The organism is Pseudomonas sp. RAC1 (assembly GCF_030658255.1).
Classification (GTDB): Bacteria; Pseudomonadota; Gammaproteobacteria; order Pseudomonadales; family Pseudomonadaceae; genus Aquipseudomonas; species Aquipseudomonas boreofloridensis.
Map to the genome: position 1 here is coordinate 174,497 of NZ_JAUTXS020000037.1, position 19,192 is coordinate 193,688.

Sequence of the window (19,192 nt, forward strand, 5' to 3'; positions counted from 1 at the left end):
GCCCTCAAGACTTCTTGAAGCGGTAGAACAGCGCCGGCTCACTGATGATGTACAGGTTCCCCTGGTCGTCCATGGTCACGCCTTCGGCGCGTGGAATGCGACTTTTCAGCCCGTTGAAAGCCCCCAGCAGGCTGATGAAGCTGACCTGCTGGCCCTTCTCGTCCAGCTCCAGCAGCAGGTGAGAGTCCGCCGAGAGCACCAGCAGATGCCCGGTGCGCGGATCGACCGCCAGTGCCGAAAGGTTGCGCAGGTCCAGTTGATCGTTGGGCAACGGCTGCTTGCTGCCCACCAGTGGGCCACGTCCATCGGTGTTCCAGGTATAGAGACGCGGCGGGCGCTCCTCGCCGATCACCAGACGCTGGCGTTTCGGGTCCCAAGCGATGGCCTCGAAGCCCTTGTTGCGCTCATCTGATTCACCCAGGTCGTAGTTGGGGAAGTCGGCGCGGGTGAGCGAGGTGGTGCCCGGATCGACCTTGACCACGGTCAGGTCATGGTTGCGCTCATCGACAATGGCGATCTGGCCGTTATCGAGCACAGCCACGCCCTCAGGGTTGGCCCAGCCCAGCAGCGGGATCTGGCGCAACACATCACCCTCGAGGGTGAGCTCGACCAGGAAGGGGTTCTTGCCCATGACCGCGAACAGCGTGCGCGTCTGCGGGTTGAAGGACAGGTCCGAGGCCTCGTCGTCCGCCATGCCCGGCAGGTGCTTGGCGTCGATGTCCACCCGGTAGTCCGGCAGCCACACGCTCTGCTGGCGTTCGGCCATGCTCTCGAAGCGCTCCTTGATCCACAACACCGCGCGGTCGTCCCAGTGCATGGCGATCGCCACGCCATAGGCGATGACCGCCATCGCGGCGAAGGCGAACGACCAGCGTCGGTAGAACGGGCGTTTGCGGCGGGCGGAAGCGTGGGAGGCAGCGGGCATGCGCGGTTCCTGATGCGGGCGAGGACGCGCGCATTATCCGCACGGGGTGTGAAAAAATGGTCAATCGCCCAGGCTGGCTGCAGCCGCAAACGCGTGCGCAGCCCGCCTGGATGGGTCCGTTCAGAGCACGCGGCTTTCGAAACGGCTCGCGCCTGGCAGTTCCAGCACCAGTTCGTCACCGACGTTCAGCGGCCCGACCCCAGCCGGGGTGCCGGTGAGGATCACGTCGCCGGCCTGGAGCGAGAAATGCGCGGCGATGTGCTGGATGATCGGCACGATGGGGTTGAGCATCATCGCGCTGCTGCCATCCTGGCGCACCTCGCCGTTGATGGTCAGGCGCACCGGGATATCGGTCACGTCGGCGAAACTCGACGCCGCCACGAAGGGCGCCAGCACGCAGCCACCATCGAAACTCTTGGCCAACTCCCACGGTAGACCCTTTTCCTTGAGCTTGGCCTGCAGATCGCGCAGGGTCAGGTCCAGCGCCGGGGCATAGCCGGAAATGGCATCGAGCACCTCCTCGACGGTGGGCTGGGTGGACAGCGGCTTGCCCAGCAGCACCGCGATCTCGGCCTCGTAGTGCACCGAACCGCGCTCGGAGGGGATCTTGAAGCCGCCTTCCAGAGGCACCACGCAACTGCCCGGCTTGATGAACAGCAGCGGCTCGCTGGGGATGGGGTTGTCCAGTTCCTTGGCGTGCTCGGCGTAGTTGCGGCCGATGCACACCACTTTGCCCAGCGGGAAATGAATACGCGTACCGTCTACGTACTGGTGCTGATAACTCATGGCCGACTCCTCTGGAACTGCTTTTATTCGGGAGCGAAGATCTTACCCGGATTCATGATGCCGTTCGGATCGAACACCGCCTTTATCGCTTTCATGCAGGCGATTTCCGCCGCCGAGCGGCTGTAGCCCAGGTAATCGCGCTTGGTCATACCCACACCATGCTCGGCGGAGATCGAGCCATGGTAACGCTCGACGATCTCGAATACCCACTTGTTGACCGTGGCGCAGGAGGCGAAGAACGCGTCCTTGCTCATGTGTTCGGGCTTGAGGATGTTCAGGTGCAGGTTGCCGTCGCCGATATGGCCGTACCAGACCACTTCGTAATGCGGATAGTGCTCGGCCACCACCGCGTCGATGTCGCGCAGAAACGCGGGCACCTTGGACACGGTCACCGAAATGTCGTTCTTGTACGGGGTCCAGTGGGAGATGGTCTCGGACAGGTACTCGCGCAGCTTCCACAAGTTCTTCAACTGCGTCTCGCTCTGGCTCATCACTCCGTCGAGCACCCAGCCCTGTTCCACGCAGTGCTCGAACGTGGCCAGTGCTTCGTTGGCCACCTCATCGGTGCTGGCTTCGAATTCCAGCAGGGCGTAGAACGGGCACGGCGTCTCGAACGGTGCAGGCACGTCGCCGCGCTCGAGGATTCTGGCCAGGCCCTTGTCGGAAAAGAACTCGAACGCTGTGAGGTCGAGCTTGCCCTGGAAGGCATGCAGCACCGGCATGATCGAGTCGAAATCCGGCGTGCCCAGCACCATCGCCGTGAGGTTGCGCGGGGCGCGGTCCAGGCGCATGGTGGCCTCGACCACGAAGCCCAGGGTGCCCTCGGCGCCGATGAACAGTTGGCGCAGGTCGTAGCCGGTGGCGTTCTTGATCAGGTCGCGGTTGAGCTCCAGCAACTCGCCGGTGCCGGTCACCACCTTCAGTCCCGCCACCCAGTTGCGCGTCATGCCATAGCGGATGACTTTGATGCCGCCGGCGTTGGTGCCGATGTTGCCGCCGATCTGACTCGACCCACTCGAGGCGAAGTCCACGGGGTAGTACAAACCCTGCTCTTCGGCGAACTGCTGGAGCTGGCGGGTGATCACGCCCGGCTCACACCGCACGGTGCGGTCGAAGGGGTTGAAGTCGAGAATGCGGTTCATGCCGTCGAACGCCACCACCACCTCGCCATTGGCCGCCACGGCCGCGCCGGACAGCCCGGTGCGGCCGCCCGAAGGCACCAGCGCGACCTGATGGCGATTGGCCCAACGGACGATGGCCTGGACCTGCTCGACGGTCTTGGGCAGCACGATGGCCGTGGGCGCGGGCGGGTAGTGCTGGGTCCAGTCCTTGCCGTAGGCCTCCAGCGAGGCGGGGTCGGTGAGGACCTTGCCAGGGTCTACCAGGGTCTTCAGCTCATCAATTACCGCGTGGTCGGTCATCGGCAGAACTCTCGAACGATTCATGGTCACCCTGAGCACTCTTCACCTGTCGGGATAAGCTCAGACGGTGTCGCGTATGCTAGCATAGCGCCCCCGCCGATCGTGCTAAGGCCCGTCCAAAGCCCGTCGCCGCGCCGCTTTGCCCCTCTTCGCCATTTTTTCTCCGGGATACAGGTTTACGCAGATGAGCAAGACTTCTCTCGACAAGAGCAAGATCAGGTTCCTTCTTCTCGAAGGTGTCCATCAGAACGCCGTGGACACCTTGAAAGCTGCTGGCTACACCAACATCGAGTACCTCACGGGCTCGCTGCCGGATGCCGAACTGAAGGAAAAGATCGCCGATGCCCACTTCATCGGCATCCGCTCGCGCACCCAGCTGACCGAAGAGGTCTTCGACTGTGCGAAGAAACTGGTCGCGGTCGGTTGCTTCTGCATCGGCACCAACCAGGTCGACCTGGGCGCGGCGCGCGAGCGCGGCATCGCGGTATTCAACGCGCCGTACTCCAACACCCGTTCGGTGGCCGAGCTGGTACTGGCCGAAGCCATCCTGCTGCTGCGCGGCATCCCCGAGAAAAATGCCTCCTGCCACCGTGGCGGCTGGATCAAGAGCGCGGCCAACTCCTTCGAGATCCGTGGCAAGAAGCTGGGCATCGTCGGCTACGGCTCGATCGGCACCCAGTTGTCGGTCCTGGCCGAGAGCGTGGGCATGCAGGTGTACTTCTACGACCCGCTGACCAAATTGCCGCTGGGCAACGCCACCCAGGTCACCAGCCTGAACGAATTGCTCGGCCTGGCCGACATCGTCTCGCTGCACGTGCCTGAGCTGCCCTCCACCCAGTGGATGATCGGCGAGAAAGAAATCCGCGCGATGAAGAAGGGCTCGATCCTGATCAACGCCGCGCGCGGCACCGTGGTCGAGCTCGACCACCTGGCCAACGCGATCAAGGACAAGCACCTGATCGGCGCCGCCATCGACGTCTTCCCGGTGGAGCCGCGCTCCAACGACGAAGAGTTCGAAAGCCCGCTGCGTGGCCTGGACAACGTGATCCTGACCCCGCACATCGGCGGCTCCACCGCCGAGGCGCAGGCCAACATCGGCCTGGAAGTGGCCGAGAAGCTGGTCAAGTACAGCGACAACGGCACCTCGGTGTCCTCGGTCAACTTCCCTGAAGTGGCCCTGCCGGCGCACCCGGGCAAGCACCGTCTGCTGCACATCCACGAGAACATTCCGGGCGTGCTCAGCGAGATCAACAAGGTGTTCGCCGAAAACGGTATCAACATCTCCGGCCAGTTCCTGCAGACCGACGAGAAAGTCGGCTATGTGGTGATCGACGTCGACGCCGAGTACTCGGACCTGGCGCAAGAGAAGCTGCAACAGGTCAAAGGCACCATCCGCTCGCGCGTACTGTTCTGATCGATAAGACCGGTCCGGGAAACCGGACCGGTCGCAAACAGGCTGCGCACTCGCCTACCGCCTGTTCAGAAATATCCCTACTGAAAAATTCCCCGCCTGCCTCAAACATACGCCCGATATCGGGGTCATAGGCAGCGTTCGACCCTGGCCGACCCAAAAGCCTTGGCGAGCTGACTTCATCTGCCGAGAATCAGAAGGGAATTCCATGCGTTTGACCACTGGCCTGCTGCTGGCAGCCCTCATCAGCCCACTGGCCCAGGCCGAGCTGATCGACGAAATCTACGACCGGGGCGAGCTGCGCATCGCCGTGCAGACCGACAACGCCCCTTACGCGTTCAAGAAAGACGAGCAGTTGACCGGCTTCGATATCGAGTTCGGCCAGGAACTGGCGCGTGAACTCGACGTGCGCGCGCAGTTCGTCGAAGCGCCGGCCAACGAGGTGCTGCCCGGCGTGCAAAGCGGCATGTACGATATCGCCCTGACACCGGTAGCAGGTCAACCCGCCAGCCAAGGCGCGCTCGACCTGAGTCAGCCGTTCGCCGAAAAGACCTTGGTCATCCCCTTCCAGAAAGACAACCCTGCATTCGAGAGCGCGCTGAACAATGCATTGCAGCGGCTCGAGGACAGCGGACGAACCGCCGAGCTGGAACACAAGTGGCTCGACCCCGAGACGAAGGCCGAGACGGCGCCGTCCGTCACTCCAACGCCTGCCGAGCCTCCTCCAGCTCCAGCTCACTGAACACCCGCACGCCCTCACGGCGCAACAGCGCAGCCACCACCCCTTCGCCCGGCACCTTCACACCGCTGAAGGTGCCATCGTAGGTCAGTTGGTTGCCGCAGGACGGGCTGCCGGACTTGAGCACCGCTACCTTGATCGCATGCCGTCGCACCAGCGCCAGCGCCTGTTGGGCGCCGCCGAGAAACGCCGCGCTGACATCCTCGCCGCTGACCGTGATCACCTGGGTCTGCCCGTCGAGCACCTGGCCAACTTGCCCACCGCGAATCTCCGCCGCCGGCCGTGGCGTGGGCAGCCCGCCAGCCACTTCCGGACACAGCGGCACCACCCGGCCTTCGGCCTGCCAGCGCCTGAGCACCTGCGGATGGCCACTGGCGCGCCCGTCGTAGCGCACCGGCTGGCCCAGCAGGCAGGCACTGACCAGAACCTTCGGCAAATCAGAACGGATCATTGCCGCGCCGCCTGAACCAGCCGGTCAGCGACAGACGTTCGCGCGTCGCTGGCAGCACTTCGTGGGGTATCTCGCCGGACAGGAACACCACCAGGCTGCCCGCTTGCGGCTGCACGTCACGCTCGACGCCATCGGCGAGGAACATGCGCAACTGCCCGCCCTCGGTCGGTTGCCAGTCGTGGTTGAGGTAGAGCACCGCCGAGACCATGCGCCGATCGTCGTCGCGAAAGCGGTCCAGGTGCTTGAGGTAGAACGCCCCGGGCGGATACAGAGCGAAGTGGCACTCGAAATCCTCGAGCCCGAGGAACAGGCCGCGATTGATGGCCAGGCGTAGGGTGTCCATCAGTTCCAGGTAGCGGTCGCACGGCTCGGCCTGGCCGGGATCGATCCACTGGATCTGGTCGCCGCGAATCGCTTCGCGCACTTCCTGGCTCGCGCCCCTGCCGACGCCGGCGGGATTGAGCTCGCCCTCGGCATGACGGCGACGGCATTCGGCCGCCAGCGCACGGGCCAGCGCGTCGGGCAGGAAAAGCGGCTGTTGCGACCAGCCACGGGTGGCCAGGTCGTCGACCACGGCCGACAGCAAGGGATGTTCGAGGGGATTAGGCATGGCGCGCATCATATCCATTCGCCCCGAGCGCGCACAGCGCCGCTTGGCCGAGAAGCGCGCGGATATCTCGACAAGGCCTGCCGCCCCACGGACAATGGCGACCTGCCGACAGGAGTCCTGAATGCGCCGTCTGTTTTCCCTGCTTCTGCTGATGATCTGCACCATGCCTGTCTGGGCAGACAGCCTCGACCAGTTGTACAAGGCTGCGGGTTGGCCTGAGCAACGCGCCCACTTCAACGACGCCCTCGGCGCCGCCCAGTTGCGCTACCGCAACAGCCTGCCTCCAGCGCTGTTCCAGGCCCTGGTCAACAACAGCAATCAGCGCTTCCAGGCCCAGGCCATGGACACCCGCGCCCAGGCCCAACTGCGCGCCAAGCTGAAGAACCCGGCGCCCGCGCTGGCGTTCTTCCAGTCCTCGGTCGGGCGCAAGGTGGTCGCCGCCGAGTTGCTGGCCACCCGCAAGGACCAGTTGGCCAAGAACGCCAAGGGCCTGCCCAGGATCGAAGCCAGCGACAACCGCCTGCTGGCCATCGGTCACCTGGCCCAGGCGCTTCCGGCCCGCGAAGCCGGCGCGGAAGTGAGCCTGGCCATCGCTGGGGTCGCCGCCGACAGCCTCAGTTCGATGATTCCCGGCCTGCTCGGCAACGGTCAGGCCCAAGGCTTGCTCGACGGCCAGCGCCAGCGCCTGATGAACGAAATCGGCGAAGACCTCAACAACACGCTGCTGTACGTCTACCGCGACCTGAGCGACGACGAGCTGGAGCGCTTCGTCGAATTCGCCGAGTCGGCGCCAGGCAAGGCCTACTATCAAGCCGCCCTGGCCGCCGTGCGCGCGGGCCTGGCCGTGGGGCAGAGCAGCGCCGAGCTCAACTGAGCAGGCGCTGGTCGAGGAAGGCGAAGTAGCACTGGCGGATGTCCGGCAGCTCATTGGCCAGGTGATGCCGAGCCTGGGGCAGCAGCAGGATGTCCGGTTCGTCGAACTTGTCCTTGAGCACCTTGAGGTTGTACGGCCAGTCCACCGTGCCGTCGGCCTCGCCCTGCACGACCAGCAGCCGACGCCCACTGTGCGGCGCCGCCTCGATGCGCCGGACCCAGGCCATCAAGGCGCCGACCCACGCCGTGGGCAAACGCCGGGGCTGTAGCGGGTCGTCCTGCAGGAAGGCGAGAAACGCCGGATCGTTGGTGTTGGCGGTGAAGCGCCGCTCGATGCCATCGACGAAATGGCGCAGCACCCGGTAGCTCAACTTCGACCAGCCCCAGGCCCGTGGCCGCACCAAGGGTGCCAGCAGGATCACCTGGCCGTCGGCCGGGCTCTGCTCGGCGCAATGCAGCAGGTGATCGATCACGATGGCGCCGCCAGTGCTCTGTCCACAGAGATGCCAGGGCCGCGGCAGGTCGAGCAGATGCGCTTGCTCGAACAGCGCGTGGAGCACCTGCTGATACACGGCGAAGTCGGCGATGCTGGCACGTGCGCCGCTGGACAGGCCGTGCCCGGGCAGGTCGCAGGCGATCACTGCGAAGCCTTGGCCCAGCGCCCAGTCGATCACGTGGCGGTACAGGCCCATGTGGTCGTAGTAGCCATGCAGCAGGAACAGCGTCGCCACCGGTGCCTGCGGCAGCCACACTTGCCCTGCCAGGTCGAAGCCCGCCACGCTGAAGCCGCCCAGCCATGACGTCACCGGCAGGTCGAGCCCGTAGAAGCGCTGGTAGTCCTGGGCCTGCGGCGACAGCGGCGGGCGAGTGGCCAAGGGGGCGAAGCTGGCGCGCAGCAGGTCGGAATGAAAGGTCGGCAGCATCGAAAAGTCCGCAGTCGCGCAAGTATTGATCTGCGATATTCAGCTCTGCGCCCGGCCATGGCAAGCTGACGACTTCGCCCGGCGCTCGATCCAGAGTGCCGCCGCCCCATCGCGGACACCCCATGAAGACCCTCAGTACCCTGCTTGCCGCCCTGCTCTGCGCCGCCGCCCTGTGGTGGGCCTACGACAGCTTCCAGTCTCGCTACCTGCGCACCTTCGACGATTCCACCACGCTGTTCGAGGGCGGCACACTGCGCCTGCCGGGCGGGCTCGCCGGGCCGGGAGCGATCCGGGTGGTGCACTTCTGGGACCCGGCCTGCCCGTGCAACGTCGGCAACCAGCAGCACCTGGCCGAGCTGGTCGAGCACTTCGCGCCCCAGGGCGTGACCTTCCATGTGCTGCGCAAGCCCGGCAGCCATGGCCAGCTTCCGGCCGACCTCGACGCCCTGCAACCCCTGGCCGAGCTGCCCGGCAGCGAACAGCTTCCCGCCTCGCCCGCCGTGGCCATCTGGGACCGCGAAGGCCGGCTCGCCTACTTCGGCCCCTACAGTGCAGGGGCGGTGTGCAATTCGAGCAACAGTTTCATCGAACCGGTACTGCGCGCGCTGCTGCAAGGTCGCCACGTCGATGCCTCCAACGCCCTGGCCAGCGGCTGCTACTGCCCCTGGCGGTCCTGATCAATCGCGCACCCGCGCCGGATTGCCCACCACCACCGCACCGGCCGGCACATCGCGGGTGACCACGCTACCGGCGCCGACCACGGCGTCGTCGCCAATGGTGACGCCCGGCAGGATGATCGCCCCACCGCCGATCCACACGTTGTTGCCGATCGTCACCGGCCGGCCGCTTTCCAGGCCCGTGCGGCGCATGGCCGGATCCAGCGGATGGTCAGCGGTATAGATCTGCACCGAGGGCGCGATCTGGCAGTCGTCGCCGATGCGCACCGGCAGCACGTCGAGGATCACCACGCTGAAGTTGATGAACGTGTTGCTGCCCACGCTGATGTTGTAGCCGTAGTCGCAATAGAACGGCGGGCGGATCACCACGCCCTCGCCGACCTCGGCGAAATGCGCTTGCAGCAAGGCATGGCGCGCTTCCTTGGACAGCAAGGCGCTTTCGCTGTAGCGCTGCATCCAGCGCTTGTTGGCCATCTGCTCGGCCTGAAGCTCGGGGCAGCCAGCGTGATAGAGCTGCCCGGCCAGCATTTTCTGTTTTTCGCTCAGGGACATGGAAACTCCTGCGGGGGTCTGTTCTTCGAGACGCTTTTGCGCTGATCATCTGACCTCGCGCACCGCGCAAAATCACAGGGAGTCCCATGAAACGTCGTCTGATGCTGCTGACGGTGGTCGTGGCCAGCGCCGCGGGCGCCGGCTACTGGTACGTACACGCCAAACTGCCACAACGTGCCGGCGAAGCGACCGTGCCCGGCCTGAGCGCACCGGTGGCCGTGCGCTACGACGGACGCGGCGTGCCGCACCTGCAGGCCGCCAACGAAACCGACCTGTATCGCGCCCTGGGCTACGTACACGCCCAGGACCGACTGTTCCAGATGGAACTGATACGGCGCCTGGCCCGTGGCGAGCTGGCCGAGGTGCTGGGCAGCAAGCTGGTGCCCACCGACACACTGTTTCGCAGTCTGCGCATTCGCGAGCAGGCGGCCCGCATGGCCGCACGCGCAGACCCTCAATCGCGGTCCTGGCAGGCGTTGCAGGCTTACCTCGACGGTGTGAACAGCTGGCAAAGCAGCCATCCGCGGCCAGTGGAGTTCGACCTGCTAGGCATCGCCGAACGTCCCTTCACCGCCGAAGACACCCTGAGCGTCGCCGGCTACCTGGCCTACAGCTTCGCCGCCGCATTCCGCACCGAACCGGCATTGACCTACATCCGCGACCAACTCGGCCCCGACTACCTGAAAATGTTCGACCTCGACTGGCATCCGGACGGCGCACTGCGCCCGGCCCTGGCCGACAGCGACTGGCGCAGCCTGGAAAACCTGGCGCGCCTGAGCCACGAAGCATTGGGCGATGCGGGTATGGCCCAGTTCGAAGGTAGCAACGCCTGGGCCGTGGCCGGCAGCCGCACGCGCAGCGGCCGAGCGCTGTTGGCCGGCGATCCGCACATCGGCTTCGCGGTGCCGGCGGTGTGGTACGAGGCCGAACTGTCAGCCCCCGGCTTCAACCTGTACGGTCACTTCCAGGCGCTGAACCCGTTCGCCCTGCTGGGGCACAACCGCGACTTCGGCTGGAGCCTGACCATGTTCCAGAACGACGACGTCGACCTGATCGCCGAAAAGACCCATCCGGACGACGCCAATCAGGTGCTGGTCGACGGCCAGTGGCACAGACTCGAACGCACGGAGCAGCAGATCGCGGTCAAGGGCGAGGCGCCGGTGAGCATCATCCTGCGCCGCTCGCCCCACGGCCCGATCGTCAACGACGTGCTCGGCGACACCGCTGGCGCTACGCCGGTCGCCCTGTGGTGGGCCTTCCTGGAGACCGATAATCCGATTCTGGAGGCCTTCTACCAGATCAATCGCGCCGACAGCCTGGACAAGATGCGCGCCGCCGCCGCGCAGATCCACGCACCGGGCTTGAACCTGGTGTGGGCCAACGCCGCGGGCGACATCGGCTGGTGGGCGGCCGCGCAATTGCCGATCCGTCCACAGGGCGTCAACCCCACGTTCATCCTCGACGGCAGCAGCGCCCAGGCCGACAAGCTTGGCTTCTATCCCTTCAGCGCCAACCCCCAGCAAGAGAATCCGGCCAGCGGCTACATCGTCTCGGCCAACTATCAACCCCCGGCGGCGATGCCCATTCCCGGCTACTACAACCTGCCCGACCGTGGTCGACAACTGGAGCGCCAACTGTCCGCTGCGCACGTCAAATGGGACCTGGACAACAGCCAGGCCCTGCAGCTCGATACGCGTACCGACTACGGCCCACGCACCCTTGCGCCGCTGCTGAATACCCTGCGGCAGGTGGCCGAAGGCGTCGAGCAGCAGGAGTTGGTCGAGCAACTGGCCGCCTGGGGTGGAGACTATCCGCTGGAGTCCACCAGCGCCACGCTGTTCAACCAGTTCCTCTACGAGCTGGCCTACGCTGCGCTGCACGACGAACTGGGCGATACCTGGTTCCAGGCGCTGATCAACACCCGCGCCATCGATGCCGCGCTGCCGCGCCTGGCCGCCGAGGTGGACTCGCCCTGGTGGACACTGCGCGGTAGCCCGCAACCCACCGACCGCACTGCCATCGTACGCCTGGCCTGGCAGCGCAGCCTGGCGCATCTGCGCGAGCTGTACGGCGACGATCCGGGCCTCTGGCAATGGGGCAAGGCCCACACCCTCAGCCACAATCACCCGCTGGGGCAGCAGAAGCCGTTGAACCTGCTGTTCAACGTCGGCCCCTTCGCCGCGCCCGGCAGCCATGAAGTGCCGAACAACCTCTCGGCGAAGATCGGCCCGGCGCCCTGGCCAGTGAACTACGGGCCTTCGACCCGGCGCCTGATCGACTTCACCGACCCGGCCCAGGCCCTGACCATCAACCCCGTGGGCCAGAGCGGCGTGCCGTTCGACCGGCACTACGCCGACCAGGCCGAGGATTACGTGCAAGGGCGCTACCGCAAGGTACAGATGGGCGTGATCCCGGCGCAGAGCACCTTGCGCCTGGTGCCGGCGCGCTAGGGGCTTGAATGGGCGATCAGCCCTGCCACTTGCCGCCTTCGACGATCACGCTTTCAGGTGGGGTATCGTCGCTCAGCTCCTTGCGCACGTACTGGTCATAGAGCTTGAGCAGGAATTTCTCCTCGCCGAGCCTGGCCAGCTCGGCATTGACCCAGTCGCGCAGCTCGGTGTTGCCCTTCTTCACCGCCGGCGCGATGGGCGCTTCCTCGCCCAGCAATTGCGGCAACACGCGATAGCCGGGGTTCTGCTTGGCCCAGCTGAACAGGATCAGGTTGTCCTGGGCATAGGCATCGCCGCGCCCATTGGCCAAGGCCTGCAGCGATTCGCTGTTTTTCTCGAACTTGAGCAGCTTCCAGTCGGGGTGGTTTTTGCTCAGCCAGATATCAGCGGTGGTCCCAGTGGTGACGATGATGGTCTTGTCCGCCAGGTCGTCGAGGGCCTTTACCGGACTACCGTCGGCGACGATAGCCTGCACCGCCACCCGCAGGTTGGGGTTGGTGAAATCCACCGCTTCCTTGCGCTCCGGGGTAACGGTCATGTTGGCCAGGATCAGGTCGACTTTATCGCTCTGCAGAAATGGAATGCGGCTGGCTGGCTCCACGGCCACGAACTCGACCTTGTTCTCGTCACCGAGCAGGTCCTTGGCGAAGCGGCGGCCGATGTCGGTATCGAAGCCCACATAGCGGCCTTTTTCATCGACGAAGCCGAACGGCGGCTTGTCGGTGAAGACCCCGACGATCAGTTTGTCGCGGGCCTTGATGGTGTCCAGGTAGCTGGCCGAGGCAGCGGGTTTGGCTGCCGCCGAGGAATCGGCCGGCTTGTCGCAGCCGGCCAGCAGCGCCAGGCCGAACAGCGGTGCCAGCAGCTTGGTGAGGTGGGCAGTTTTCATGACAGCTCCTTGTGCGTTGTCTTCGGCAGGCTTTCGACGAAGGAGAACTTGTCCAGGAACTGCTGCGCGCGTGCGGTTTGCGGTCGACTGAAAAAACTCTCGGGGTCGTTCTGTTCAAGGATCCTGCCGGCCTCCATGAACAGGATGCGATCGGCCACCGCGCGGGCGAAGGCCATTTCGTGGGTGACGATGAGCAGGGTCATGCCGTCGCGGGCCAGGCCCTGGATCACTTGCAGCACTTCCTTGACCATTTCCGGGTCGAGGGCAGCGGTGACCTCGTCGAACAGCATCACCTGGGGATTCATGCACAGCGCGCGAACGATGGCGATACGCTGCTGCTGGCCGCCGGAGAGCTGGCGCGCGAAGGCATCGCGCTTGTCCAGCAAGCCGACCCGCGCCAGCAGCGCCTCGGCCTGGGCCTGGGCTTCGGCACGCGGACGTTTCTGCACCTTGAGCGGGCCGAGCAACAGGTTGTCGATCACGCTCATGTGACCGAACAGGTGGTAACTCTGAAACACCATGCCGACCCGCTGACGCACTTGGCGCCAGTCGGTGCCGGGCTGCAACAACTCCTTCCCGTCCAGGCGCAAACTGCCACTGTGCGCAGCTTCAAGACCATTCAGGCAACGCAGCAGCGTGCTTTTGCCGCAGCCGCTGGGGCCGAGAATCACCACCACTTCGCCGGCCTGAACCTGCAAGTCGATGTCCTTGAGCACCTGGTGCTCGCCGAAAAACTTGTTGAAACCCTGGAATTCGATCAATGCATTCATGAATGTGCCCAGCGGCGCTCCAGCGCGCGCGAGGCGGCCGAAAGCGGATAGCAGACGAAGAAGAAGAACAGGAACAGAGCGCCGTAGATCAATACCGATTCGTAGGTGCGCTCGATGATCTGCTGGCCGGCCTTGATCACCTCGACCACGCCGATCAGCACGGCCAGCGAACTGGTCTTGACGAGGCGGGTGTAGAGGTTGATGGTCGGCGGCGTCATGCGCTTGAGCGCCTGGGGCAGCAACACGTAGCCATACAGCTGCAGCCCGGACAGGCCGATCGACAGCCCTGCCTCACGCTGTCCGCGCGGCAGCGAGGTAAGCGCACCGCGCACCACCTCGCCGATCTCGCTGGCGCCCCACAGTCCCAGCACCAGCACGGCGCACCAGAAGCTGGGAATGCTTACGGAAAAGACGATCGGCAGACCGAAGAACACCAGGTACAGCCAGACCAGTACCGGAATGGCGCGAAACAGCTCCAGGTAGACCTGCAGGGCGATGTTCAGCGTACGTCTACCGAGCGTGGCCAGCACGCCATACAACACCCCGCCCACGGTCGCGAAAACGATGCCCAGCCCCGAGATGGCCAAGGTCTGCGCCGCGCCCCTGGTCAGTTGCGGCAGGGATACCAGCAACAGCTCAATTGCCGAACTGGCCATGTTGCAGCCTCCTTTCCAGTGCCCGTAGCAGCAGCGACAGGGGCAGGAACAGCAGCACGCACAGCAGCGTCAGCACCGTGAGCATCTCGTAGGTCTTGTAGTACAAAGCGATGTAGTTCTTGGTGGTGTAGAGAATTTCCGGCACCGCCACCGCCGACACCACGGTGGTCTCCTTGAGCAGGAAGATGAAGTTGGCGAACAGTGCCGGCAGGCTGAGAATGCTGGCCTGGGGCAGGATCACATGGCGCAGCAACTGGCCCTCGGACAGGCCGATGGCGCGCCCGGATTCCAGTTGCGCACGCGGCACCGCTTCGACGCCGGCACGCAGCACCTCGGTGAGGTAAGCGCCGCCCATGAAGGTCAGGGTGATGATCGCCGCCGCGAAGCCGGAAACCTTCAGGCCCAGGCTCGGCAGTGCGAAGTAGACGAAGAACAGTTGGATGAGCAACGGCGTGTTGCGAGCCAACTCCACGTAGCCCTTGACCATGCGCCACAGGTAGGGCGTGCGCAGCACCAGAAGTGCGGCGTTGAACAGCGCCACCAGCAGCGACGTGGCGATGGCGATCAACCCGACCTGAAGGGTCACGCCGACGGCGCTGACGAAAGCGGGCAAGGTGCTGAGCAAGAAGGCGGTATCGAACGTCATGGACGACGTCTCGGTGCAGGTTCTACGGGGTACGACATGGCGAACATTCCCTGTGCGGCGCGAGGTTCGCTCAGCGGCGCGGGTCATCGTGGAGGGCGCCGGTGGGCACCATGGGTAGACTCTAAAGGCATAAGAAATTTTCTCTAAATACCTTTATTGCATATTGATATCACCCACTTGCCGGCTTGGAAATTTCATCTGCCCTCTCCGGATCTTTCCTCGTCCCAAGCCCTCAAACAGCTCCCGGACGACAGGCACCTCGGCCTTGAGCGATGATCCCATGCCCCACACCACTCCCCCTGCCACTCCTGAACAACTGCAATGGCTGCTGGCCCTGTACAAGGCGCTGAACGGCGCGCGCTGAGTATCACCCGCCCTGTCTTTCCACAAACGAAAACGCCGACGCAAAAGCGTCGGCGTTTTCCGGTGGAGCGCTGAAGCGGCGAATCAGAACGCTGGCAGCACTGCGCCTTGGTACTTCTTCTCGATGAAGGCTTTCACTTCCGGGCTGGTCAGGGCCTTGGCCAGCTTCTGCATGGCATCGCTGTCCTTGTTGTCAGGACGGGCGACCAGGAAGTTGACGTAAGGCGAGTCGCTGCCCTCGATCACCAGGGCGTCCTTGGCCGGATTCAAGCCCGCTTCCAACGCATAGTTGGTGTTGATCATGTCCAGGTCGACCTGATCCAGCACACGCGGCAGCATGGCCGACTCGAGCTCGCGGAACTTGAGCTTCTTCGGGTTCTGGGCAATGTCCTTCGGTGTGGCCAGGGCGTTGCTCGGGTCTTTCAGGGTGATCAGCCCGGCCTTCTGCAGCAGCAGCAAAGCGCGGCCACTGTTGCTGCCCTCGTTGGGGATGGCGACGGTGGCGCCGTCTTTCAGCTCGGAGAGGCTCTTGACCTTTTTCGAGTAACCGCCGAAGGGCTCGACGTGCACACCGACCACGGTTTCCAGATGGGTGCCTTTGCCTTCGTTGAAGTTCTTCAGGTACGGCAGGGTCTGGAAGTAGTTGGCATCCAGGCGCTTCTGGTCCACCTGTACGTTCGGCTGCACATAGTCGGTGAAGACCTTGATCTCCAGATCCACCCCTTCCTTGGCCAGGGTCGGCTTGATCAGCTCGAGGATTTCGGCGTGGGGCACGGGCGTGGCCGCCACCACCAGTTTCTCGGCCGCCTGGGACAGGCCGGACAGGGACAGCGCAGCGGCGAACGCCGTGGTCAGCAGGGTCTTCTTCATGGTGATCCTTGTTCTTGAGCCTAGGCCATCGACGATGGCGAATTCAGGTGCCGCACCGCAAGCGGCGGGCGTGGAGCGGACAATACCGGTAATTTTTATGCCCTAACAATATCTTTTAATTCAATGCTTATTCCAAAAACAAAAAGCCATCATGGCTTTCGCTTCTGAGCACTCCGAATGCCCTCTAGCCCGCGCCAGGCTTGAGCTCGGTCAGATATTTCTGCAGCAGTGCACGCAATGCGGCGAGCGTCTGCGGCTCGCGGCTGCGGCCCAACTGGGACAGCCGCGTCTCCAGGCTGGCCAGAGGCGAACGGTCCGGCAGGTCCAGGTGCTGCGGCAGGATTTCCTCACCCTCGGCCTGCAGCAAGGCGAAGTGAATGACGTTCTCCAGCTCGCGGGTATTGCCCGGCCAACTGTGCGCTTCCAGCGCCTGCTGCGCGGCCTCGCTGATCAGCGCCACGCCCCGCTCCAGTCGGGCGCTGTAGATACCGACGAAATACTCGGCCAACGGCAGGATGTCACCGACCCGATCGCGCAGCGGCGGCAGCTCGAGCTCACCTTCGTGCAGGTAGAGGTACAGCCGTTCATTGAAGCGCCCGGCGCGTACCGCTTGGGCCAGGTCGATGCTGGAGGCGGCGACCAGGCGCACGTCCACCGCCTGCGGCTGCTGCGCGCCGACCCGCGTCACCTCGCGATTCTCCAAGGCGGCCAGCAGCTTGCCCTGGATCGTCAGTGGCAAATCGCCGATCTCGTCCAGGTACAAGGTGCCGCCGTTGGCCGAGCCGAACCAGCCGGCACGGCTGCTGGCGCTGCCGCCATGAATGCCGGCGCTGTAGCCGAACAGCTCGGCGTCGGCGTAGGTGTGGCTGATGCCTGCGCAGTTGACCGAAACGAACAGCCCGGCACGGTCGCTGGCGCGGTGAATCTGCCGCGCCAACAACTCCTTGCCGGTGCCGGTCTCACCGCGGATCAACACCGGCAGCGGCTGTGGCGCCAGGCGCTCCAGCGCCTCGCGCAGTTGCTGCGAGCGCGGATCGACGAACACCAGCGCCTTGGCGCGGATGCTCAGTGGGCTCTTGTCCAGCTCGGGAAAGGTCAGCAACGGCTGGCCAAAAGGGTGATTGAAACTCATGGCAGACTCCCGCCCCGCAGCGCGCGGTGCAACGGTGAAAAGCGTGTTCAGGCGCGACGCAGGGCCTGCTGGTCGATACGCCCTTGCAGCCGGAAAAGATAGGCGAAGCCCTGCTCCCAGCGTTCGTGGCCGGACTTGACGTTGATGTGCCCGGCATTGCTCAGCAGCCCGACCTCCGCGCCCCAGGCGCTGGCCAAGGCGAGTGCGCGCGGCACACTCACGGCCGGGTCGTTGTCCGAGCTGACCACCTGGCTGGGGAACGGCAACGGCTGCGTGGAAATGGGTGCGAAATTGCGCAACGCCGCCGCGCAGGTCGGCCGCTCCACATCCGCCGGTGCGACCAGCAGGGCGCCGTGGACCTGACGTAGCGCGCTCGGGCTGGCCTGCGCCGCCCAATGGGCCACGGTGATGCAACCCAGGCTGTGGGCGATCAGGATCACCGGCGAGCGCTCGGCGACGATGGCCTGGTCGAGCGCCGCCACCCAATCGCCGCGCTGCGGCGTCAGCCAATCCAGTTGCTCGACCCTGACGCTGTTGGGCAGGCTGCGCTGCCAATGGCTCTGCCAGTGATTGTCTGGCGATCCTTGCCAGCCCGGCACAATCAGGTAACGAATGGATGCACTGCGCATGGGGTCGCCTCCTTGGAACTGGGGTGTCTTGGGGCACCAGTATAAGGAGACGGTTATATTCTCAAAGGAATAAGAAGCTATTTATTAATAACCAAAATCATTATTCACCTACAGCACGACCCGCAGACACTGCCCCGCGTGATACAGCGAGAAGCCTGATTCGTAGAACAGCGTACGCAACGACGGCACGCTGACCGGCTTCATCGGCGAGAAGGGAATGGGCAGGTGTTGGTGGTCGCCCTTGAGCAGAAACTCGGCGAAGGCGCGCCCGATCACCGTGCCCGTGGTGTTGCCCCGGCCGTTGTAGCCGGTCACCGCCACCACCCCCGGCGCCGGCTCGAATAGGCGCATCAGGTGATCGGGAGTGAAGTCGATGCAGCCGGTCCAGTGCATCTCCCACGGCACCTGGCCCAGTTCCGGGAAGTAGTGACGCTGGATGCGGTCGGCCCAGCGGCGCACGAACCAGGCCGGCTTGTTGTCGACCCGCCCGAGGCTGCCGAGCAGCAGGCGGCCCTGGTCGTCGCGACGGAGGCTGCTGAGCACGGTGCGGGTGTCCCACGAACCCTGACCGTGGGGCAGGATCTGGTCCGCCGCCGCCCCCTGCAGCGGTTTCGAGGCGATCTGGTAGTAGTAGCCGCGAAAGAACTGCTTGCGCAGCACGTTCCAGTCGCCTTCGGTGTAGGCGCCGGTCGAGATCACCACCTGCTGCGCCCGCACGCTACCGCCGGCAGTCGTCACCTGCCAGCCGTCGCCGTCACGCACCAGCGCCTGCACCGGCGACTGCTGCAACAGCACGCCACCCAGCCGCTGCACGGCGTCGGCCAGCCCTTGGGTGTAGGCCATGGGATTGAGCGTGCCGGCGCGGCGGTCGAGCAGCGCGGCGGCAATCTGCTCGGTGCCGCAGTATTCGCGGCAGGCGGCGCCGGTCAGCAGTTGCACATCGGCGCCGCGTCGCTGCCATTGCGCCTGGCGCGCCTGCAGATCGGCAATGCCGGCCGCGTTGTGCGCCATGTGCAGGGTGCCCTGGTGCCTGGCCTGGCACTCGATGCCCAGGCGCTGGATCAGGGCGAAGACCTCGGCCGGCGCCTGGCCGAGCAAATGGTTCAGCCGCCCGCCACGTTCGGCCCCCAGGGTCGCCTCGACATCGTCGGGACGAATCCACGTGCCCGCGTTGACCAGGCCGACATTGCGCCCGGAGCCGCCACGCCCGACTTCGTGCGCTTCCAGCACCACCACCGAACGGCCTTGCTCGAGCACGTGCAACGCCGCTGACAACCCGGTGATGCCAGCGCCGATCACGCAGACATCGGCCCGCCGCTCGCCGGCCAGAGGCTGGACGGCGACGCTTGGCCGGGTGATCGTTTCCCACAGACAGGCTTGACGCAGATCGGACATGGCCCGGCTCCTGCAATGTTGTTC

Annotated in this window: 20 protein-coding genes; 5 read left to right on the top strand and 15 right to left on the bottom strand. The window is 65.0% G+C overall.

The window, feature by feature from the left end; all coding sequences use genetic code 11:
* Positions 1 to 4: 4 nt before the first annotated feature.
* The 3 genes from Q7C30_RS16440 to Q7C30_RS16450 all read right to left on the bottom strand — a co-directional run bounded on the left by Q7C30_RS16440 (position 5) and on the right by Q7C30_RS16450 (position 3,132).
* A complete protein-coding gene (locus Q7C30_RS16440; RefSeq protein WP_317872143.1) occupies positions 5 to 925 on the bottom strand; it encodes an SdiA-regulated domain-containing protein in 921 nt (306 codons plus the stop codon).
* 120 nt (positions 926 to 1,045) lie between these two features.
* Positions 1,046 to 1,711, bottom strand: coding sequence for a fumarylacetoacetate hydrolase family protein (locus Q7C30_RS16445; protein ID WP_029614749.1), 666 nt, complete (start codon positions 1,709 to 1,711; stop codon positions 1,046 to 1,048).
* A gap of 23 nt (positions 1,712 to 1,734) precedes the next feature.
* The gene (locus tag Q7C30_RS16450) at positions 1,735 to 3,132 is read right to left on the bottom strand and encodes an FAD-binding oxidoreductase (RefSeq protein ID WP_317872229.1); all 1,398 of its coding nucleotides are present in this window, start codon (positions 3,130 to 3,132) and stop codon (positions 1,735 to 1,737) included.
* Positions 3,133 to 3,316: 184 nt separating this feature from the next.
* On the opposite strand from Q7C30_RS16450, the gene serA reads away from it, so the two are divergent.
* Positions 3,317 to 4,546: a phosphoglycerate dehydrogenase gene (gene serA, locus Q7C30_RS16455; protein ID WP_039581865.1), complete on the top strand. Its 1,230-nt coding sequence runs from the start codon at positions 3,317 to 3,319 to the stop codon at positions 4,544 to 4,546.
* Positions 4,547 to 4,751: 205 nt separating this feature from the next.
* On the top strand, positions 4,752 to 5,285 hold the full coding sequence (locus tag Q7C30_RS16460) for a transporter substrate-binding domain-containing protein (RefSeq protein ID WP_317872144.1): 534 nt from the start codon (positions 4,752 to 4,754) through the stop codon (positions 5,283 to 5,285).
* On the opposite strand, the gene Q7C30_RS16465 is transcribed toward Q7C30_RS16460, so the two are convergent.
* Together Q7C30_RS16465 and Q7C30_RS16470 are read right to left on the bottom strand one after the other, a co-directional pair.
* On the bottom strand, positions 5,242 to 5,733 hold the full coding sequence (locus tag Q7C30_RS16465) for a DUF523 domain-containing protein (RefSeq protein WP_317872145.1): 492 nt from the start codon (positions 5,731 to 5,733) through the stop codon (positions 5,242 to 5,244). The two genes, Q7C30_RS16460 and Q7C30_RS16465, sit on opposite strands and share 44 nt — an antisense overlap.
* Positions 5,720 to 6,352, bottom strand: a complete 633-nt coding sequence (locus Q7C30_RS16470) for a 2OG-Fe(II) oxygenase (protein WP_029614746.1) — start codon at positions 6,350 to 6,352, stop codon at positions 5,720 to 5,722. Before Q7C30_RS16470 ends, Q7C30_RS16465 begins: the two co-directional genes overlap by 14 nt.
* Before the next feature lie 112 nt (positions 6,353 to 6,464).
* Between Q7C30_RS16470 and Q7C30_RS16475 the strand changes: the two genes are divergently transcribed.
* A complete protein-coding gene (locus tag Q7C30_RS16475; protein WP_116889814.1) occupies positions 6,465 to 7,217 on the top strand; it encodes a DUF2059 domain-containing protein in 753 nt (250 codons plus the stop codon).
* On the opposite strand, the gene Q7C30_RS16480 is transcribed toward Q7C30_RS16475, so the two are convergent.
* On the bottom strand, positions 7,210 to 8,139 hold the full coding sequence (locus Q7C30_RS16480; protein ID WP_317872146.1) for an alpha/beta hydrolase: 930 nt from the start codon (positions 8,137 to 8,139) through the stop codon (positions 7,210 to 7,212). The two genes, Q7C30_RS16475 and Q7C30_RS16480, sit on opposite strands and share 8 nt — an antisense overlap.
* A 122-nt stretch (positions 8,140 to 8,261) precedes the next feature.
* On the opposite strand from Q7C30_RS16480, the gene Q7C30_RS16485 reads away from it, so the two are divergent.
* Positions 8,262 to 8,816: a DUF6436 domain-containing protein gene (locus tag Q7C30_RS16485; RefSeq protein ID WP_317872147.1), complete on the top strand. Its 555-nt coding sequence runs from the start codon at positions 8,262 to 8,264 to the stop codon at positions 8,814 to 8,816.
* Here Q7C30_RS16485 and Q7C30_RS16490 read toward each other — a convergent pair whose 3' ends face one another.
* Positions 8,817 to 9,368, bottom strand: a complete 552-nt coding sequence (locus tag Q7C30_RS16490; RefSeq protein WP_029614743.1) for a sugar O-acetyltransferase — start codon at positions 9,366 to 9,368, stop codon at positions 8,817 to 8,819.
* A gap of 86 nt (positions 9,369 to 9,454) precedes the next feature.
* On the opposite strand from Q7C30_RS16490, the gene Q7C30_RS16495 reads away from it, so the two are divergent.
* The gene (locus Q7C30_RS16495) at positions 9,455 to 11,818 is read left to right on the top strand and encodes a penicillin acylase family protein (protein ID WP_317872148.1); all 2,364 of its coding nucleotides are present in this window, start codon (positions 9,455 to 9,457) and stop codon (positions 11,816 to 11,818) included.
* A gap of 16 nt (positions 11,819 to 11,834) precedes the next feature.
* Here the strand turns inward: Q7C30_RS16495 and Q7C30_RS16500 are convergent, their stop codons facing one another.
* The 8 genes from Q7C30_RS16500 to Q7C30_RS16535 form a co-directional block, all read right to left on the bottom strand.
* Positions 11,835 to 12,707: a transporter substrate-binding domain-containing protein gene (locus Q7C30_RS16500; RefSeq protein ID WP_295484035.1), complete on the bottom strand. Its 873-nt coding sequence runs from the start codon at positions 12,705 to 12,707 to the stop codon at positions 11,835 to 11,837.
* Positions 12,704 to 13,477 carry an amino acid ABC transporter ATP-binding protein gene (locus Q7C30_RS16505; protein ID WP_317872149.1) on the bottom strand — a complete coding sequence of 258 codons (774 nt, stop codon included), beginning with the start codon at positions 13,475 to 13,477 and terminating at the stop codon, positions 12,704 to 12,706. The genes Q7C30_RS16500 and Q7C30_RS16505 overlap by 4 nt, the downstream gene beginning before the upstream one ends.
* The gene (locus Q7C30_RS16510; RefSeq protein WP_317872150.1) at positions 13,474 to 14,133 is read right to left on the bottom strand and encodes an amino acid ABC transporter permease; all 660 of its coding nucleotides are present in this window, start codon (positions 14,131 to 14,133) and stop codon (positions 13,474 to 13,476) included. Before Q7C30_RS16510 ends, Q7C30_RS16505 begins: the two co-directional genes overlap by 4 nt.
* Positions 14,114 to 14,779, bottom strand: coding sequence for an amino acid ABC transporter permease (locus Q7C30_RS16515; protein WP_039581882.1), 666 nt, complete (start codon positions 14,777 to 14,779; stop codon positions 14,114 to 14,116). The genes Q7C30_RS16510 and Q7C30_RS16515 overlap by 20 nt, the downstream gene beginning before the upstream one ends.
* 447 nt (positions 14,780 to 15,226) lie before the next feature.
* Positions 15,227 to 16,012 (bottom strand): MetQ/NlpA family ABC transporter substrate-binding protein, encoded by a 786-nt coding sequence (locus Q7C30_RS16520; protein ID WP_029614738.1) that lies wholly within the window; start codon positions 16,010 to 16,012, stop codon positions 15,227 to 15,229.
* Between the two features lie 184 nt (positions 16,013 to 16,196).
* Positions 16,197 to 17,144: a sigma 54-interacting transcriptional regulator gene (locus tag Q7C30_RS16525; RefSeq protein WP_039581885.1), complete on the bottom strand. Its 948-nt coding sequence runs from the start codon at positions 17,142 to 17,144 to the stop codon at positions 16,197 to 16,199.
* Between the two features lie 47 nt (positions 17,145 to 17,191).
* A complete protein-coding gene (locus Q7C30_RS16530) occupies positions 17,192 to 17,773 on the bottom strand; it encodes an alpha/beta hydrolase (RefSeq protein WP_039581886.1) in 582 nt (193 codons plus the stop codon).
* 108 nt (positions 17,774 to 17,881) lie between these two features.
* Positions 17,882 to 19,168 (bottom strand): FAD-binding oxidoreductase, encoded by a 1,287-nt coding sequence (locus Q7C30_RS16535; protein WP_317872151.1) that lies wholly within the window; start codon positions 19,166 to 19,168, stop codon positions 17,882 to 17,884.
* Positions 19,169 to 19,192: the final 24 nt, after the last annotated feature.

Coding starts and splice junctions, on each gene's coding strand:
- Q7C30_RS16440 (WP_317872143.1), bottom strand. CDS start 925: ATGCCCGCTGCCTCCCACGCTTCCGCCCGCCGCAAACGCCCGTTCTAC.
- Q7C30_RS16445 (WP_029614749.1), bottom strand. CDS start 1,711: ATGAGTTATCAGCACCAGTACGTAGACGGTACGCGTATTCATTTCCCG.
- Q7C30_RS16450 (WP_317872229.1), bottom strand. CDS start 3,132: ATGACCGACCACGCGGTAATTGATGAGCTGAAGACCCTGGTAGACCCT.
- serA (WP_039581865.1), top strand. CDS start 3,317: ATGAGCAAGACTTCTCTCGACAAGAGCAAGATCAGGTTCCTTCTTCTC.
- Q7C30_RS16460 (WP_317872144.1), top strand. CDS start 4,752: ATGCGTTTGACCACTGGCCTGCTGCTGGCAGCCCTCATCAGCCCACTG.
- Q7C30_RS16465 (WP_317872145.1), bottom strand. CDS start 5,733: ATGATCCGTTCTGATTTGCCGAAGGTTCTGGTCAGTGCCTGCCTGCTG.
- Q7C30_RS16470 (WP_029614746.1), bottom strand. CDS start 6,352: ATGCGCGCCATGCCTAATCCCCTCGAACATCCCTTGCTGTCGGCCGTG.
- Q7C30_RS16475 (WP_116889814.1), top strand. CDS start 6,465: ATGCGCCGTCTGTTTTCCCTGCTTCTGCTGATGATCTGCACCATGCCT.
- Q7C30_RS16480 (WP_317872146.1), bottom strand. CDS start 8,139: ATGCTGCCGACCTTTCATTCCGACCTGCTGCGCGCCAGCTTCGCCCCC.
- Q7C30_RS16485 (WP_317872147.1), top strand. CDS start 8,262: ATGAAGACCCTCAGTACCCTGCTTGCCGCCCTGCTCTGCGCCGCCGCC.
- Q7C30_RS16490 (WP_029614743.1), bottom strand. CDS start 9,368: ATGTCCCTGAGCGAAAAACAGAAAATGCTGGCCGGGCAGCTCTATCAC.
- Q7C30_RS16495 (WP_317872148.1), top strand. CDS start 9,455: ATGAAACGTCGTCTGATGCTGCTGACGGTGGTCGTGGCCAGCGCCGCG.
- Q7C30_RS16500 (WP_295484035.1), bottom strand. CDS start 12,707: ATGAAAACTGCCCACCTCACCAAGCTGCTGGCACCGCTGTTCGGCCTG.
- Q7C30_RS16505 (WP_317872149.1), bottom strand. CDS start 13,477: ATGAATGCATTGATCGAATTCCAGGGTTTCAACAAGTTTTTCGGCGAG.
- Q7C30_RS16510 (WP_317872150.1), bottom strand. CDS start 14,133: ATGGCCAGTTCGGCAATTGAGCTGTTGCTGGTATCCCTGCCGCAACTG.
- Q7C30_RS16515 (WP_039581882.1), bottom strand. CDS start 14,779: ATGACGTTCGATACCGCCTTCTTGCTCAGCACCTTGCCCGCTTTCGTC.
- Q7C30_RS16520 (WP_029614738.1), bottom strand. CDS start 16,012: ATGAAGAAGACCCTGCTGACCACGGCGTTCGCCGCTGCGCTGTCCCTG.
- Q7C30_RS16525 (WP_039581885.1), bottom strand. CDS start 17,144: ATGAGTTTCAATCACCCTTTTGGCCAGCCGTTGCTGACCTTTCCCGAG.
- Q7C30_RS16530 (WP_039581886.1), bottom strand. CDS start 17,773: ATGCGCAGTGCATCCATTCGTTACCTGATTGTGCCGGGCTGGCAAGGA.
- Q7C30_RS16535 (WP_317872151.1), bottom strand. CDS start 19,168: ATGTCCGATCTGCGTCAAGCCTGTCTGTGGGAAACGATCACCCGGCCA.